Source organism: Winogradskyella marina, assembly GCF_015645385.1.
GTDB lineage: Bacteria > Bacteroidota > Bacteroidia > Flavobacteriales > Flavobacteriaceae > Winogradskyella > Winogradskyella marina.
Map to the genome: position 1 here is coordinate 105,126 of NZ_JADOET010000004.1, position 17,067 is coordinate 122,192.

At 33.0% G+C, this 17,067-nt stretch carries 15 protein-coding genes; 4 read left to right on the forward strand and 11 right to left on the reverse strand.

Going from position 1 to position 17,067, the window contains the following annotated elements:
• The first annotated feature begins 150 nt into the window (after window positions 1-150).
• Both ITJ86_RS06700 and ITJ86_RS06705 read left to right on the forward strand, forming a co-directional pair.
• Entirely contained in the window at window positions 151-1,560 is a 1,410-nt protein-coding gene (locus tag ITJ86_RS06700; RefSeq protein WP_195870856.1) for an MBOAT family O-acyltransferase, read from the forward strand.
• 3 nt (window positions 1,561-1,563) lie between these two features.
• Window positions 1,564-2,514 carry an SGNH/GDSL hydrolase family protein gene (locus tag ITJ86_RS06705; RefSeq protein WP_195870857.1) on the forward strand — a complete coding sequence of 317 codons (951 nt, stop codon included), beginning with the start codon at window positions 1,564-1,566 and terminating at the stop codon, window positions 2,512-2,514.
• Here ITJ86_RS06705 and ITJ86_RS06710 read toward each other — a convergent pair.
• The 11 genes from ITJ86_RS06710 to ITJ86_RS06760 all read right to left on the reverse strand — a co-directional run bounded on the left by ITJ86_RS06710 (window position 2,503) and on the right by ITJ86_RS06760 (window position 14,410).
• Complete coding sequence (locus ITJ86_RS06710) at window positions 2,503-5,160, reverse strand: DNA gyrase/topoisomerase IV subunit A (RefSeq protein WP_195870858.1); 2,658 nt, start codon at window positions 5,158-5,160, stop codon at window positions 2,503-2,505. The genes ITJ86_RS06705 and ITJ86_RS06710 overlap by 12 nt on opposite strands.
• A 6-nt stretch (window positions 5,161-5,166) precedes the next feature.
• Window positions 5,167-5,637, reverse strand: a complete 471-nt coding sequence (locus ITJ86_RS06715) for a hypothetical protein (RefSeq protein WP_195870859.1) — start codon at window positions 5,635-5,637, stop codon at window positions 5,167-5,169.
• Between the two features lie 13 nt (window positions 5,638-5,650).
• Complete coding sequence (locus ITJ86_RS06720; RefSeq protein WP_195870860.1) at window positions 5,651-6,535, reverse strand: hypothetical protein; 885 nt, start codon at window positions 6,533-6,535, stop codon at window positions 5,651-5,653.
• 10 nt (window positions 6,536-6,545) lie between these two features.
• Window positions 6,546-8,405 (reverse strand): DNA topoisomerase IV subunit B, encoded by a 1,860-nt coding sequence (locus tag ITJ86_RS06725; protein WP_195870861.1) that lies wholly within the window; start codon window positions 8,403-8,405, stop codon window positions 6,546-6,548.
• Window positions 8,406-8,615: 210 nt separating this feature from the next.
• Window positions 8,616-9,512 carry a DMT family transporter gene (locus ITJ86_RS06730; RefSeq protein ID WP_195870862.1) on the reverse strand — a complete coding sequence of 299 codons (897 nt, stop codon included), beginning with the start codon at window positions 9,510-9,512 and terminating at the stop codon, window positions 8,616-8,618.
• Between the two features lie 47 nt (window positions 9,513-9,559).
• Complete coding sequence (locus ITJ86_RS06735) at window positions 9,560-10,033, reverse strand: SRPBCC family protein (protein ID WP_195870863.1); 474 nt, start codon at window positions 10,031-10,033, stop codon at window positions 9,560-9,562.
• A gap of 21 nt (window positions 10,034-10,054) precedes the next feature.
• Entirely contained in the window at window positions 10,055-11,467 is a 1,413-nt protein-coding gene (locus ITJ86_RS06740; RefSeq protein WP_195870864.1) for a glycosyltransferase family 39 protein, read from the reverse strand.
• A gap of 9 nt (window positions 11,468-11,476) precedes the next feature.
• The gene (gene ychF, locus ITJ86_RS06745; protein WP_195870865.1) at window positions 11,477-12,571 is read right to left on the reverse strand and encodes a redox-regulated ATPase YchF; all 1,095 of its coding nucleotides are present in this window, start codon (window positions 12,569-12,571) and stop codon (window positions 11,477-11,479) included.
• A gap of 581 nt (window positions 12,572-13,152) precedes the next feature.
• Window positions 13,153-13,530 (reverse strand): hypothetical protein, encoded by a 378-nt coding sequence (locus ITJ86_RS06750; protein WP_195870866.1) that lies wholly within the window; start codon window positions 13,528-13,530, stop codon window positions 13,153-13,155.
• A gap of 29 nt (window positions 13,531-13,559) precedes the next feature.
• Window positions 13,560-13,889, reverse strand: a complete 330-nt coding sequence (locus tag ITJ86_RS06755) for a hypothetical protein (RefSeq protein WP_195870867.1) — start codon at window positions 13,887-13,889, stop codon at window positions 13,560-13,562.
• A 164-nt stretch (window positions 13,890-14,053) separates the two neighbouring features.
• On the reverse strand, window positions 14,054-14,410 hold the full coding sequence (locus tag ITJ86_RS06760; RefSeq protein WP_195870868.1) for a 4Fe-4S dicluster domain-containing protein: 357 nt from the start codon (window positions 14,408-14,410) through the stop codon (window positions 14,054-14,056).
• 155 nt (window positions 14,411-14,565) lie between these two features.
• On the opposite strand from ITJ86_RS06760, the gene ITJ86_RS06765 reads away from it, so the two are divergent.
• Window positions 14,566-15,627 carry an acyl-CoA reductase gene (locus ITJ86_RS06765; RefSeq protein WP_195870869.1) on the forward strand — a complete coding sequence of 354 codons (1,062 nt, stop codon included), beginning with the start codon at window positions 14,566-14,568 and terminating at the stop codon, window positions 15,625-15,627.
• A gap of 284 nt (window positions 15,628-15,911) precedes the next feature.
• Window positions 15,912-16,973: a 3-phosphoserine/phosphohydroxythreonine transaminase gene (serC, locus tag ITJ86_RS06770; RefSeq protein WP_195870870.1), complete on the forward strand. Its 1,062-nt coding sequence runs from the start codon at window positions 15,912-15,914 to the stop codon at window positions 16,971-16,973.
• Window positions 16,974-17,067 lie beyond the last annotated feature (94 nt).

Below are 17,067 nucleotides of genomic sequence, written 5' to 3' on the forward strand. Positions count from 1 at the left end.
AATAAACCTCACAAAGCAATAGAACGTTAATTAAGAGCCGCTTAACTAATATTAGTCAGAACTTTAAGATGCGTAAATTTGGATTCCTTATATTTCGTAAATATTTAATATAGACACCTTAAGACTCCAAATAAATAACACGCTGATTTAATGCTTTTTAATTCAATAGAATATCTTATCTTTTTACCAATAGTACTTATCATCTATTGGACTCTTAAAGCAAATTATAAGAATCAAAATATTTTATTACTGATTTCAAGCTATGTGTTTTATGGCTGGTGGGACTATAGATTTCTATCACTTATAATATTCAGTTCTTTTTTAGATTATTATGTTGGACAAAGAATTGAAGAAGCCAAAGAGCAAAAGCACAAAAAGCGTTGGTTGTTAGTAAGCCTTTGCTCTAATTTAGGTTTACTAGGCATATTTAAATACTATAATTTTTTTGCCGATACTTTTGCTATTTCTATGTCTTCTATAGGATGGGAAGTAAACGATCTAACTTTAAATATAATATTACCCGTTGGAATAAGCTTTTATACCTTCCAAACCTTAAGCTATAGTATTGATATTTATAGAAATCAAATAAAGGCTAGCAGAGACATTGTTAGTTTTTTCACTTTTGTGAGTCTCTTTCCACAGCTAGTAGCAGGTCCGATAGAACGCGCCTCTAATTTGATTCCACAAATTCAAAACAAAAGAAACCTAAACCTTACTTTATTAAAAACAGGTGTTTTTCAGATATTTATCGGATTATTTAGAAAGGTAGCTATCGCTGACAACTTAGGTGTCTATGTTGATTCAGTATATGCTAATTATGAAATACATAACAGCTCCACCCTTTTAGTTGCAACTATTTTTTATGCTTTTCAGATATATTTTGATTTTTCCGGTTATTCAGATATAGCTATTGGAAGTGCCAAAATGTTTGGATTTAAATTTAATAGGAATTTTAACTTTCCGTATTTCTCTAAAACACTTACTGAGTTCTGGAGACGATGGCACATGTCGCTTTCTTTTTGGTTACGAGACTATTTATATATTTCACTAGGAGGAAACAGAAAAGGAGTTATAATAACATACAGAAACTTACTTCTAACAATGTTGATTGGCGGATTATGGCATGGCAGCTCTTGGAATTTTGTAATTTGGGGAGGAATTCATGGCCTTTTCCTAAGTCTTGAAAAATACACGTTTTCCGCGTTAAAAATTAGAACATTTAATACGTTTGGATACTTGTACACATTTATTGTTGTTCTTATTTCATGGGTGTTTTTTAGAGCTCCTGATTTTCATTCTGCATCAACAATTATAACAGAGCTATTTAGCTTCAATTACGGCTCACTTTTTATTGGTGATATAAATGCTTTTGTAAACGGATTGCTATTACTTTTAATTGGTATTTTAATAGATTTAAAAATATTTAGATCTAATGTTACATTAGAAGATTACGGTATTCGATTCAGTACTATAAAACTAACATTTATTGTTTCGGTTATTATCATAATGCTCTGCCTATTCTATTCAACAGCAGAAAACTTTATTTATTTTCAATTTTAAACGATGAACTCAGATATAACTAAAAAAATTATTCAAATCATTGTACTTACATTAGTAATAAGTTATGGACTGGATAAGCTAGTCTTTTTCAGTTTAAATAAGGTTAGCGATAAAGTAATGACAGGTCAAGCTATAGGTAAACTCAACCATTTCTTATCATTAAAAGATTCTACCAATTTATTAGTATTTGGCAACTCACGAGCCAACAGACACATAGATGTTGCCATGTTGAGCAAAAATGGCTTTAACATGGGTATTGACGGCATTGGTGTTGCTTATAATAGCACACTGATTAACACCCTAAACAAAGACCTGAAACAAATAGTGTTAGTCCACATTGATACAAAGAATTTTTTTGATAATGATTATACCGGATCTGATGTTAATGCTTTAAAAACAAAGTTTCACCGAAACCCAATTATTACAAAAGTGTTAGATAGTACGAGTCAGCTGTCTACTTTACAAAAATTCTACTACAGCATGAATTACAATGGAACATCTATAGGTATACTCAAAAACTATTTTAGACCAAATTATAACTTCAAAAGTTATAATGGCTATGACGGTTTAGTGGTCACTTCTTCTCAAGAAAAAATAAGAGACATAGTTTTAGCTAAATCAATTTCAAACAAAGAATGCACTGACAATCATCAAATCAACACAACCGCTTTAAACTATTTAAAATCTATTAAATCATTTTCTGAAAAAGCACCAAATAAGACTTTTATATTTATTACCTCGCCAATTTATCATGACACCTGTGAAATTGATAACAAAATGCTTAACGAAATAATGCAAGAATTGAATTTGACTTATACAGATTTCACAAATCTTTACAAGGACAATAAGGATAATTCTTACTGGAAAGACGCAACTCACATGTCTAACAAAGGTGCTGAAGCCTTTTCTAACCATTTATTGCAAAAATATAAGTCATTTCAGTTAAAACAATGAGCCTTGCCCTTTATCACCCAAGTCGACATCATCTCTCTCTGACGAATTCTTAGACTGCGGTTTTTCGCTAGACTCAGACCTTGTAGACTTAAGTGTTTCTTCATCAACAACCTCTATATCGTCTGCAGGAACTTCTTCAGGTGCTTCATAAGGCAACGGATCTAGTAGACTTACTTGATTGATTTTATCCTTCGTTAACTGATTCCCTAAAGCTGTAATCCCTTTAACTGAAATAAATTCTTCAAGATTCACCTCCATATTAGGCTTACGATCCTTACCGCGTTCTTTAGTAAACTCTACATCTACCATTGGCTTCCAATCGGTTGAAACAATCTCTAATTGAGAATCTGGATGATCTGAAATAAAATCTTCCTCTTTACCCTCTTGTTCTATTAAAAAACGTTTTACATAATAGCGTTCTTTTTCACCATCGTAATAAATGGCAGATATTGGTTTCTTAGGAATCCATTTCTCTAACACAATCATATCGCTATCAAAATGCGTTGTCAATTCTGGAATGATTGTTTTCACAATTCCCGATTGGTTAATAACAAGCAACCTATCCTCGCCTCTAAATTCTCCTATTAACTCACCTCTATCATCAACGTTTAAACGCCGAACGGTATCATCAAACCAAATTTTACGTGGTTTTAATGTGGATACCCCTTTTTCTTTTAACTCCACACGCTTAATCGCGTATTTTGTTACACGATTTCCTTTTGATGATCTTCCTTTTATAAGAATTTCAGCAAAATCTAAATCCCACTTCAACTTCTTTATACTACCAACTTGACGCAACATAATTGTTACGACCTCAGCTTCTCCATTAGGATTTGCAGAAAAATACCAAAGTGCAGAACCCTTACTTCCGTTCGTTAAATCATATTCACGATCTCGCGTCATACTCGTTACAGCAAATCGTTTTACATACGAAGGACCACCTTTTCCGTCTCGATAAATCATATTATAAATCGTACGCTTATCTTTTTTCTTAAAAACAGCGACATGAATAATATTCTTCCCTATAAAGGTTTTAGAATCTACCTTAGTCACCATCATAGTACCTTGGTTGGTGAAAACAATTATATCGTCAATATCACTACAATCACAAACATACTCATCGCGTTTTAACGATGTTCCAATGAAACCTTCTGCTCTATTCACGTAGAGTTTAGTATTTCTTATTACGACTTTCGTTGCATCTACATCATCAAATATTCTGATTTCTGTTTTTCGCTCTTTTCCTTCTCCGTATTCAGCTTTTAATCTTTCGAAATACGCTATAGCATAATCAATTAGGTTCGCTAAGTGATGTTTTACTTCAGCTATTTGGTCTTCTAAAGCATCTATCTTTTGTTGCGCTTTATCAATATCAAATTTAGAAATACGCTTAATTCTAATTTCCGTTAAACGCGTTATATCTTCAACTGTAATGGCACGTTTCAAATGTTTGATGTGCGGTTGCAACCCTTTATCGATTGCATTAATAACGCCATCCCAAGTTTCCTCTTCTTCAATGTCGCGATAGATTCTATTTTCAATAAAAATACGTTCAAGTGATGCAAAATGCCATTGTTCTTGAAATTCCCCTAACTTTATTTCTAACTCACTTTTTAAAAGCTGTACAGTATTATCGGTAGAACGACGCAACATTTCCGTAACACCAACGAAGTAAGGCTTGTTATCCTCAATAACACAACCTAAAGGCGAAATTGAAGTTTCACAATTCGTAAAGGCATATAAGGCATCAATTGTTTTATCTGGTGATAATCCTGAAGGCAAATGAATTAAAATTTCAACCTCAGCTGCAGTATTATCTTCAATCTTCTTTATTTTAATTTTCCCTTTGTCATTCGCTTTAAGAATAGAGTCAATTAACGATGATGTTGTTGTTCCATAAGGCACTTCAGTTATCATTAAAGTATTCTTGTCGCGTTGCGAAATCAAAGCACGTACTCTCACCTTTCCACCTCGCATACCGTCATTATAATTGGTAAAATCTGCAATACCAGCTGTTGGAAAGTCGGGTAAAATTGTAAATCGTTTTCCTTTTAGATGTTTTACCGAAGCATCAATCAGTTCAATAAAATTGTGAGGTAATATTTTTGTAGACAAACCAACTGCAATTCCTTCACCTCCTTGCGCCAATAACAACGGAAACATCACTGGAAGATTTATAGGCTCTTTACGTCTGCCATCATATGAGGCTTGCCATTCTGTAATTTTCGGATTATAAACTACGTCTAAAGCAAACTTAGAAAGTCGTGCTTCAATATAACGTGATGCTGCTGCACGATCTCCTGTTAAAATATTACCCCAGTTTCCTTGCGTATCAATCAGTAAATCTTTTTGACCAATTTGCACCATAGCATCTGCTATACTCGCATCTCCATGAGGATGGTATTGCATGGTATGACCAACGATATTCGCTACTTTATTGTAACGACCATCGTCTAAATCTTTCATAGAATGCATAATACGACGCTGCACTGGCTTAAACCCATCTTCAATCGCAGGTACAGCACGTTCTAGAATTACGTAGGATGCATAATCTAAGAACCATTCTTTATACATTCCGGTAACCTTAGTAATCGTTTCCTGGTTACCGTCGTCTTCATTTAACAACTCGTCATGTTCTTCTATCATCTATCTTTACAACTTTATACTTTTATTTTCTTTTATAATCTTTCTGAGCGACTGCCTCACATATTTCACCTTTTTTCGTTTTAAAAGGGTGATATTAAAACTTTCTTTCGCAATTTTTCCATTACTTAATGTTGTATAAACAACTAAGCTTTTATATAGAAAATAGTTATTGATTTTATAACCAGATATTTTTTCTCTTGCGACTTCAATTTTATTCTCTCTATAATTAAAAAAATCAGCAACTATTAATCCACTATTTGTAATAATAACCTTAGCACCATCACTATCATATTCAAAAAATCGAGCAACAAAATGCACAACTACAACAGCTACTAATAAGCCTATTAGAACATAAAGCGAACTTCCTTCTACTAAATTATACGATTGAAAAACCGTAGCCAATAAGACGGCAGCAATGATTAATATAAAATAAATGGAAATTATAGTATTTTTTATGTCTCTATTGTCTGTTCTCATGCAACTACTGTCATTATTTACCTTTAATTATATCTTTCGCTATTCTTTCTTTCAAACTGGCATCTGCTTTATAATATTCATTACACCAAATATCAACCACTCTAACCCCTACATATCTATCTTTTAAATCGCAATAAAGTCTAACCTCAGAAGGGTCATCTAATTTATCAAAATTAACACTGTAACGATATACTAAATAATCATTATTTGAAATAAGTTTTTCTTTGAGTTTTAGGTTTTCAAAATCACCTAACTTTGTATAAATAGAATCACGCTCATGAACGATATCTGCGGTCCAAGACTTAACTTTTTTTGGGTAAGCTAATAGCTCTGGTTTAATATAGTTTAAAAAAGTAGAATCTTTATATTGATAATTACTTAACACAAACTCCTTATGCTGCTCCATTAAAGTATACGGTAAGTCATCAATGCGTACTACTTGAAGCTCTTCGTCACTAAAAAAACTAAAATCTTCATCCCAATGTGTTTGATAATGCATCCAATGCACTTTATTTTCCTTATTAAAAACAACCCGAAAATCGACAACTCTATCAAATTCGGCATAGTTAGCTTTATACCTAAAGTGTATTCGGTCTAAACTGTCAATGACAAAATTTTTTAATTTAACGCTTTTGACCTTTCCAAACCTATCAAAAAGCCAATCACACATATCATAAATTCTTTGTGGAATGAACCTATTCAAAAATCGACTGGTTGCCTTGCTTTCATCTAGCTTAGGAAAATCGCTTAACTCACAATAATTCAATGCTCCAAAAGCATATTGAAAAGCATTTGCTCTCAATTCATAATCTATACTATCTATCGGGATTTCTTTATTCTGAGCCTTTATAATACTTGAAAAATAAAAGAACACGAATAGTATCGAAATGAATTTCAAATTAAATAATTTAAACATCTTCCTCAATAACATCAAGTTCAACTTTTAAGTTATCAATAATAAACTCTTGACGTGTCGGTGTATTTTTTCCCATGTAGAAAGACAATAACTCTTCAATAGACATCTCTTTATCCAACATCACAGGATCTAAACGAATATCTTCACCTATAAAATGCACAAATTCATCTGGTGATATCTCACCTAAACCTTTAAATCGAGTGATTTCTGGTTTTGGCTTTAATTTTTCCATGGCGTTGCGTCGCTCCTCTTCCGAATAACAATAAATCGTTTCCTTTTTATTTCGAACTCTAAACAAAGGGGTTTGCAAAATGTACAAATGACCATCTTTTATAACTTCAGGAAAAAATTGCAAGAAAAACGTAATCAACAATAGCCTAATATGCATACCATCCACATCGGCATCCGTTGCGATAACCACATTATTATAACGTAAATCCTCGAGCGATTCTTCAATATTTAAAGCCGCTTGCAGAAGGTTAAACTCCTCGTTTTCATATACAATTTTTTTGCTTAAACCGTAACTATTTAAAGGCTTACCCTTTAAGCTAAAAACCGCTTGTGTATTAACATCGCGCGACTTTGTTATACTTCCCGAAGCTGAATCTCCCTCAGTAATAAATAAAGTCGTGTCTAAATAACCATCCTTTTTTGTGTCACCGAAATGCACACGACAATCGCGCAACTTCTTATTGTGAAGACTTGCCTTCTTCGCTCTGTCTTTCGCTAACTTCCTAATTCCCGATAATTCCTTACGCTCGCGCTCAGCCTGAAGGATTTTGCGTTGGATTTTTTCTGCAGTATCTGGATTTTTATGTAAAAAGTTATCGAAATATGTTTTTACAAAATCATTGATATAAGTTCTAACTGTTGGCAAGTCGCCACCCATATCCGTAGAACCTAACTTTGTTTTTGTCTGGCTCTCAAACACAGGCTCCATGACTTTTATAGCAATTGCAGAAACAACGGACTTCCTAATATCTGAAGCTTCATAATTTTTACCATAAAACTCTCTTATAGTTTTCACTAACGCCTCTCTGTATGCAGATAAATGCGTTCCCCCTTGCGTGGTATTTTGCCCATTAACAAACGAGTGATACTCTTCGCTATACTGTGTTCTACTATGCGTAATAGCTATTTCAATATCATCTCCTTTAAGATGAATAATAGGATACAACATATCTGATTCGTTAATATTCTCAGATAATAAATCCTTAAGACCGTTTTCACTATAAAATTTTTCACCATTAAAAACAATGGTTAATCCCGGATTTAGATACACATAGTTTTTAAGCATCTTAACGACATACTCGCTTCGAAACTTATAATTTTTGAATATAATTTCATCAGGAATAAAAGACACCTTTGTTCCTTTTCTTCGCGAGGTTTCATCTAAAAGTTCTTCATTGGTAAGATTTCCTTGCTCAAATTCTGCTGATGCCGATTTGCTATCTCTTGTAGATTCTACTCTAAAATAAGACGATAGCGCATTTACAGCTTTGGTACCAACACCATTTAAACCAACTGATTTTTTAAAGGCTTTTGAGTCGTACTTACCACCAGTATTCATCTTAGACACTACATCCACCACTTTTCCTAATGGAATACCACGACCATAATCGCGCACAATAACGCGTTCACCTTGAATAGAAATCTCAATGGTTTTACCAGCTCCCATCACAAATTCGTCAATGGAATTATCTAAAACCTCTTTTAAAAGAATATAAATACCATCATCAGGAGATGAACCATCACCTAACTTTCCGATATACATACCAGGTCGCATTCGGATGTGTTCTTTCCAATCGAGTGAGCGTATGTTATCTTCGGTATAGCTAGTCTGATCTGACATAAAAGTGGGCAAAATTTAGATGAAAGGCTAAATATAATACTATAGCTTAAAACATGAAATATTGAAGACGTAAAGTAATTAACAACTTATGAGAAATTGAAGTTGATATCGAAAATAAGGTCAAAATTGCATCAAATTGACACGTACAGCACGAATTTGCTGCTATTATTCTAAAATGACAACACCGAATTCCCCTAATAATAAATTGAATTACGTTGTTTTACTTTTTGAAACCATTAGAATTCCTAAAATAACGACAACTGTTCCTATAACCTGAAGAAGTGACAAACTTTCATTTAGGAAAATTACAGCTAGAATAATCGTTGAAATTGGACCAATACCAGCAACTACAGCAAAATTAGAAGAACTGATTAATTTTATGGATATAGATACTAAAAACGATGGAATTACTGTTGCAAAAACCGCAATACACAAGCCTAAAACATAGACTTCCCAAGAGAAATTAAAAATATCAACATCAGAAAAAATGCCGAAATGAATAAAAACACAAACACAAGACACCAACATCGCATATGCCGTAAATCGCATGACTCCAAATTTTGGAATTAACCAACCACTTCCTACAAGATACGAAGCGTAAGTTACAGCACTTAGCAGCACAAAAAAACCACCTAAATAAGTATCCTTCCCAGACATAGAAACCTCACTTCCAAAGGTAATTACAATACCAACATACGTAATTAATATTGCTAATTTTTGAACTTTAGTTATGGCTTTCTTCAGAAACAACTTATTAAATAATAATACGATAGTCGGGTAAACAAAAAGAATAATGCGCTCTAAACTCGCTTTTATATACGTTAAACCCACAAAATCAAAATAACTTGCTAAGTAATAACCTACGATTCCAAAAAAAGCGAGCCACGCATAATCTTTAGGAACCGTGGTTTCTTTTTGCTCCTTCCTATACAAATAGACTATGATTATATAAAATGGAAACGAAAACAGCATTCTTAGTAGCAAAACACTAATCGCGTCTACATTATACCGATAGGCTAATTTTACCAATACGGCTTTTGAGGAAAACAAGACGATCCCCAAAACACCAATTAAAACACCATAAATAACATTCTGCTGCGATTTCATTTAACGAAACTATAGTAGAGTTTTTATACTTAGAAATTTACAACTGATTAATTACGATGTTCAAGTGTTGAAACCTCTTCTGCTTTTATTTTTAGACACTCATTTCTAGTCGTTAACAGATTTTTCATATACCGTTTCAGAAATAAAATATTAGCGAGTTTTCCAAAAATACCAAAAGGCGATTCAAACTGAAACTTATCAACCATTAAGGTTTTTCCTTCTTCATATTTAAAAATATGTTCGTGTTTAAACGATTTAAAAGCTCCAGAAGTCATTTCATCTACAAAATAATAGGGACTTTCAAATGCTGTAATTTTTGACGTTAGCTTTTGTTTTACACCAAAGTGAGTAGCTTCCCAAGTTACAGACTCTCCTAACTCTATTAAGCCTGAAGTTTTACCAGCAATGGCTTTTTCGTTAGAATGTTCTAAACTTTGTTGATGAAAATCAATATTACGAGACAAATCGAAGCAAGTTTTAATATCGGCTTTGATTATTGTTTTGATTTCAATGATTGGCATAATTCTATTAAATAAAACGACCTACTGTCTTTTATACAATTCCATAAAAACTCCTAACTGCGAATACCGTTTTACTAAAGTCCAATTCGACATGATTTCATTCAAATCCTCATCTTTAGTCTGATTATCTATATTAGAGAGTAATATGAATTGATTTGTTTCTATATTAAAATCCGTATAACGCTCTGCTTCAGTCAGCACTTTAAATTCTGAAAAATTCCGTTCGTTAAAACGGATTCGGGTTCCTATTTCAGAAGGCTTAATTCCAACGGAATCGATGTAACGCTCCATCTGCTCTTCAACGGTATAACTATTTAAATACGCTAAAGAACTATCCCAAGATTGAGAAATCGTCGCAGGATAAATCCAAAAATGGCCAGAAACAAACATTACCACCACAGCAGAATACATCAGTCGTTTTTTAGCCAAATTAAAATGCGTAATTAAATTGATGAGTAAAATAACGGCCAATAAATAACAAATCATAAAATACCGATCACCAATTGGGTTAGAAAACGGCACCATACCTATAAAGAAGATAAACGCAAATACAAAAAACGCGATGGCTATTCTATCGATTTTAATATTTCTATTCGATTTGTCTTTTATGTATTTCACTAATAAAGGCACTAAAAACAACGCCATGATAAAGCGTCCATATTCCAAAAAGCTTTTTGCATAAACCATACTATTTATGACTACTTGTTTTAGACCAACCGATTGTCTTTGCGCATTATAGTTTTCTTTCTGAGTGATTAAAAACCAACCTAATTTTTCATATTGAAAATAACAAAACAACGCAAAGCTCAATAGCGCAACGACATACCCTAAATAGATGGGCTTTCTATTTTTAATTAATTCTAATCGCGTGTAAACAAGATGAATTAAAGCTATAGCTACAACAATATAAATACCTCTAAGATTGGTAAATAACAGACCTGACAATGCTAAAGCAAAAAATAATTGTTGAGATTTAATAAGCGCATTCAAGCCAAGTAACGTAAAAAACAACAGCAACATATCGTTGTTTAAATTGGTGGTTTGCGCTATAAATGTAGGTTCTAAAAACACCAATAACACAGCGGATGCAGAAACCAATTTTACAAAATTGTTCTTACATAGTAGTACGAGTTGCCAAGCGACACCAATATTAACAATTAGTAATAATAATCGTGACGACCAAAGGGCTTTTTCAAAAAACGTCCAAAATAAAGCCAATAAAGTAATCCACAATGGAGGATGCCCAGAGTTATAGTCAGTGGGTACAATAAATTCGGTAAGACCGTTGGCGTAAATCCAACTTGCACGCGATGATTTACTAATACCATCCCAAAAAAAAGGTGTCTGTTTTAGCTGTAGAAACTCTACGACTAACACACACACCAAAAAAAATAGAATCTGTTTAAAGCTTATCTTTTTTAAATACTCTATCATTTGTGCAAGTTACACATTAAACAAGAAATGCATTACATCACCATCTTTCACAATATAGTTCTTCCCTTCTACCCGCATTTTACCAGCGTCTTTTACTTTAGCTTCACTTCCATATTCCACATAGTCATTATAAGCAATGACTTCTGCTCTAATAAATCCTTTTTCAAAATCAGTATGAATCACTCCTGCAGCTTGTGGTCCTGTAGCACCAACATTAACCGTCCACGCTCTTACTTCCTTCACACCTGCTGTAAAATAGGTTTGCTGATTCAATAATTTATAAGCTGAACGGATTAATTTAGCAGAACCTGGTTCTTCTAAACCAATATCAGCCAAAAACATTTGGCGCTCTTCATAATCGTCTAATTCATTAATATCGGCTTCTGTACCAACAGCCAACACTAAAACTTCAGCATTTTCGTCTTTAACCGCTTCTTTCACTTTATCGACATAAGCATTTCCTGTATTTGCAGCGCTTTCATCCACGTTACAAACATACATCACCGGCTTATCTGTAATAAACTGAGATGGCTTTACAAATTCCTCGTAATCCTCTTCCGAAAACTCTAATGCTCTAACTGAAACACCAGCTTCTAAACCAGCTTTTATTTTTAAAAGCACAGCTTCTTCTTTCTGGGCTTCTTTATTACCTGTCTTAGCGGCACGTTTTACTTTGTCTAACTTTTTATCAGCCGTTTCTAAATCTTTAAGCTGCAACTCCATATCAATAGTTTCTTTATCTCTAATAGGATCTACAGAACCATCAACATGTACAATATTCTCATTATCAAAACAACGTAATACATGAAGTATAGCATCAGTTTCTCTAATGTTAGCTAAAAACTGATTTCCTAAACCTTCACCTTTGGAAGCACCTTTTACTAAACCTGCAATATCAACAATCTCTACGGTTGCTGGCAATACGCGTTCTGGCTTTACCAATTCTTCTAATTTCTCTAATCTTGGATCTGGTACATTTACCACACCTATATTAGGTTCTATAGTACAAAACGGAAAGTTAGCACTTTGCGCTTTAGCGTTAGACAAACAGTTAAATAAGGTTGATTTTCCTACGTTTGGTAATCCTACAATTCCAGCTTTCATCGAAAAACTTGTTTTTCGTTCCCACACAAGTGGGAATCTTGTTAATTATTAATCGCAAATTTTGCGAGTGCAAATGTAAGTTATTTGTGGAATAGTTTGAATTATATTTTTTGAAATGATTTTTGGATGAATTTAAGAAAATGTGTTTTTAATTCCATCAGATTAAGTTCGTGTATTAATTTATTAACTATTCATTTAACAACCTACCTATGGTCTTCCTATTACATACTACACGTGTTGGTTATTTCTAAAAAAATAATTACGGACAAAGACACCATTTTTATAACAGAAACTTAATGAACTGAAGCATGCCTTTATTCTTGTTTTATAAAATTCTCAAACCTATTTCTAAATACAGAAAAATAGATTAAAAATAACATGTTTGTCATTCCGAGGTACGAGGAATCACATAACACTAACTCAAGCTTATTATGGGATTTCTCACTAACGTTCGAAATAACACAAAACCAAAATTAATGGTTTTTAAAACTGTTATTTAAAAATCCCAAGCCAAAGACTCAGGATTTTAAAATAATTATAATGATTATAAGATTTCTGTTGGTTGCCTCCAATGCGAATTTTTAGGCTTGCACTACATTCTTAAACGTCGGCGAACTTTCAGTAATACTACCAACTCCTTTTTTATTCACTTTAAAAGTGACATCTTTTATAGTAGTAAACAATATAACTGACAAAAAAGAGGACTTTAAATGTGATTTTAAGATAATAAACGCCTCGTCTAAAGTCATTTCTTCTTCTATGTCTTCAACCTCTCTTGGTCTGAAACTGTATTTTAGCATCACCCTAAAATCATCTTTGTCATAGATAGGTCTGAGAAAAATATTCTTCAATTCGGGTTTACCAATGGTTTTAGCCATCGTTAATTTAGCAAACGCACCTGCTGCTACACTTTCTTTTACCTGTCCCCAGAACTCTACAAAAACATCTTGATAAGTCATACATTTAAAACTATAATATCATTAGATTCTTACTCGCGTTCTAAAAGCTTTTTTGACACTTTGTAAGTCGCAGCATACACTAATCCTTCTTGGCGTTTCTTAAAATCCGAAAATGCTTTAGTGTACCATTTAGGGTCTGTGGCTTTCTTTTTATAGGACTCATGAGAAAAAACACCAAAGATTTCACCATTTAACCAAGGTTCTATTCCATAAACACTAAGTCCAAAATGTTCTGCTCTTTTTAGCACGGTCTCAAAATCAGTTTCTGAAAAATAGTGTATAGACGGATCATCAAAACCATCGTTTACATTTTCTAAATCGTTAAATATATGTTTTTCTAAAAATTCTGATTGTTCCATAGTTTTATAATTAATTCACTCCACTTAAATAGTCACTATAAGTAAAGTGCAAAGTTAATTGTTCTGTATTTTATATGAGATCTAGACATCATTTATATTTTACATAAAAAACCCCAAGCCAAAGACTCAGGGTTTATATGGTTTATAAAGTATAACGTGTTACGTTAATGACCATCAGGGTGCATAAAACGTTGCTTACCTAAAAGCTCTTCTTCTGTTTCTACATGATCTTCATCTGGTACACAACAGTCAACCGGACAAACTGCAGCACATTGTGGCTCCTCATGGAAGCCCATACATTCTGTACATTTGTCTGGTGAAATGTAATACACTTCATCGCTTATTGGCTCTTGTGTTTCTTCTGCGTCTACTTCTTTTCCGTTTGGTAAAACAACTTTACCTTCTAAACTTGTGCCATCAGCATAACGCCAATCATCAGCACCTTCATAAATAGCAGTATTTGGACATTCTGGCTCACACGCTCCACAATTAATACATTCGTCTGTGATTATAATTGCCATAGTAATTTCTATTTTTATTAATCATTTATAATGAGCAGCTTCTAATTCTTATAATTTTAATTTATTATCAAAATCAAACCTTTTCTCGCTCATTTGCTTTGCTTAAATTTGCAATTGCAAAAATAAAGCCAAAACATCGCATAACCAAACCCATTATGGAATTAGAACAAAGAATTAATGCATTTGTAAAATTAGGTGCCTTTTTAAATCAATTTCAAAATAATGACGTCGTAAAAAATGACTCTATAGAAGCAAATGACTTGTTTTTTGATGGCTTTAAGCACCAACTCAAACTTGCACAAGAACATAACGGTTGGTTTACAAAAAAGAACATCACATTTACGCTTTCAAATTGGTCTAATGCATTGACAAACAAAAACATTAACCAATGGATAAGCAAGTACAACTTTAACATTGTAAAACCACAAACAGTTGCTATTATTATGGCAGGAAATATTCCACTCGTTGGTTTTCACGATTTTTTAAGCGTGCTTATTTCTGGTCATAATGTATTAGTAAAACAGTCGTCTAACGATAAGCATATTTTACCCTTTTTAGCTAAATACTTAGAGGTTATAGAACCTGAGTTTAAAGGCAAAATCAAATTCACAGAAGAAAAGCTAAACAACTTCGATGCTGTTATTGCAACAGGAAGTGATAATACAGCGCGCTATTTCGAATATTATTTTAAAGACAAACCCTCAATAATCCGTAAAAACCGAAATTCAGTAGCCGTATTAACAGGCGAAGAATCTGATGCGGAATTAGCAGCGCTTTCTGATGATATTTTTAGATACTACGGTTTAGGTTGTAGAAATGTGTCTAAATTCTTTATACCTAAGGATTACAACTTTGATGCTTTCTTTAATGCGGTCTACAAATGGCACCCTATTATAAATGAATCTAAGTATGCTAATAATTACGATTACAATAAAGCGGTTTATTTAATGAGTGAGTTTGATATGCTAGAAAATGGCTTTCTTATGATTAAGGAAGACGATAGTTACGCTTCACCAATCGCCACGTTATTCTATGAAAAATATAATGATCTTGCAGAATTACAACAAAAATTAGAAACCGACTCAGACAAAATACAATGTATTGTTTCTAATGGTTTTACAGCTAACGAAATTGCTTTTGGAGACACCCAAAACCCGCAACTTTGGGACTATGCTGATAATGTAGACACTATAGATTTCTTATTACATTTATCTTAATTTTCTACTTTCAAATAGAAAAAGATTTCCCTCGTAATATTATAAATTTAATAGTATTTAAGCATAACCATATGCTATTGAAAAACGGCCTAAAAAGCTAAAGAGATATTGCGAAATGAAGATTTTTTAAGCAGATGAAAATTTAAAGATAATTTCATTAAAACATGGGCTAAAAATTATCATTTTCGTAACATCTTTTAGGCAATAAATTAGCACCTTTGTATCTGTTTAAATATTAATCTAATATAGGTTTTCGAATTATCGAAAATTAAAATAAATTTTTCATGAAAAAACACAATTTCAGTGCAGGACCATGCGTATTACCAAAATCCGTAATGGAACAAGCAGCAGCAGCAGTTTTAAACTTTGACGACGGACTTTCTCTTTTAGAGATTTCTCACAGAAGTAAACCCTTTGTAGATGTCATGGAAAATGCACGTTCCTTAGCTTTAGAACTTTTAGGTCTTGAAGGTAAAGGCTATAAAGCATTATTTCTTCAAGGTGGAGCCAGCACGCAGTTTTTAATGGTAGCTTTAAACTTATTAGAAAAAAGAGCAGGCTATTTAAACTCTGGAACTTGGGCTGATAAATCAATCAAGGAAGCTAAAATTTACGACGACATATACGAATTAGGATCTTCAAAAGATGCTAACTACAACTACATACCAAAAGGATACGAAATCCCTGAAGATTACGACTATTTTCACTGTACATCTAACAATACCATTTTTGGTACACAGATGAAGAGTTTTCCAAACTCACCAATTCCAATGGTTTGTGATATGAGTAGTGATATTTTTTCACGTCAGTTAGATTTTTCAAAATTTGATTTAATCTATGCTGGAGCACAAAAAAATATGGGACCTGCCGGAACGACTTTAGTGGTTGTTAAAGAAGATATTTTAGGAAAAGTATCTCGTAAGATTCCTTCTATGATGGATTACAAAGTACATATTAGCAAAGGAAGTATGTTTAATACACCTCCAGTTTTTGCTGTTTATGTGTCTATGTTAAACTTACAATGGTTGAAGAACTTAGGTGGTATTAAAGCCATTGAAGAAGAAAATGAAAAGAAGGCAAGCTTAATCTATTCTGAAATTGATTTAAACCCGTTGTTTAAAGGTTACGCAGTAAAAGAAGATCGTTCTCATATGAATGCTACTTTTACTTTAGAAAACGAAAACCTTAAGGAAACTTTTGAATCTATGGCCAAAGAAGCTGGGATTAACGGTATAAATGGACATAGAAGTGTTGGTGGCTATAGAGCATCTATGTACAATGCTTTGTCTTTAGATAGTGTTAAAGCACTTGTTGAAGTTATGAGCGAATTAGAAAGCAAAGCTTAAATTGAGCTCCCATATAAACGGGAATCGCATCACAAAATAATTATAACAAAATTTAATATTTCCGTTTTTACGGAAATGAAAAAACAAGTTTTTC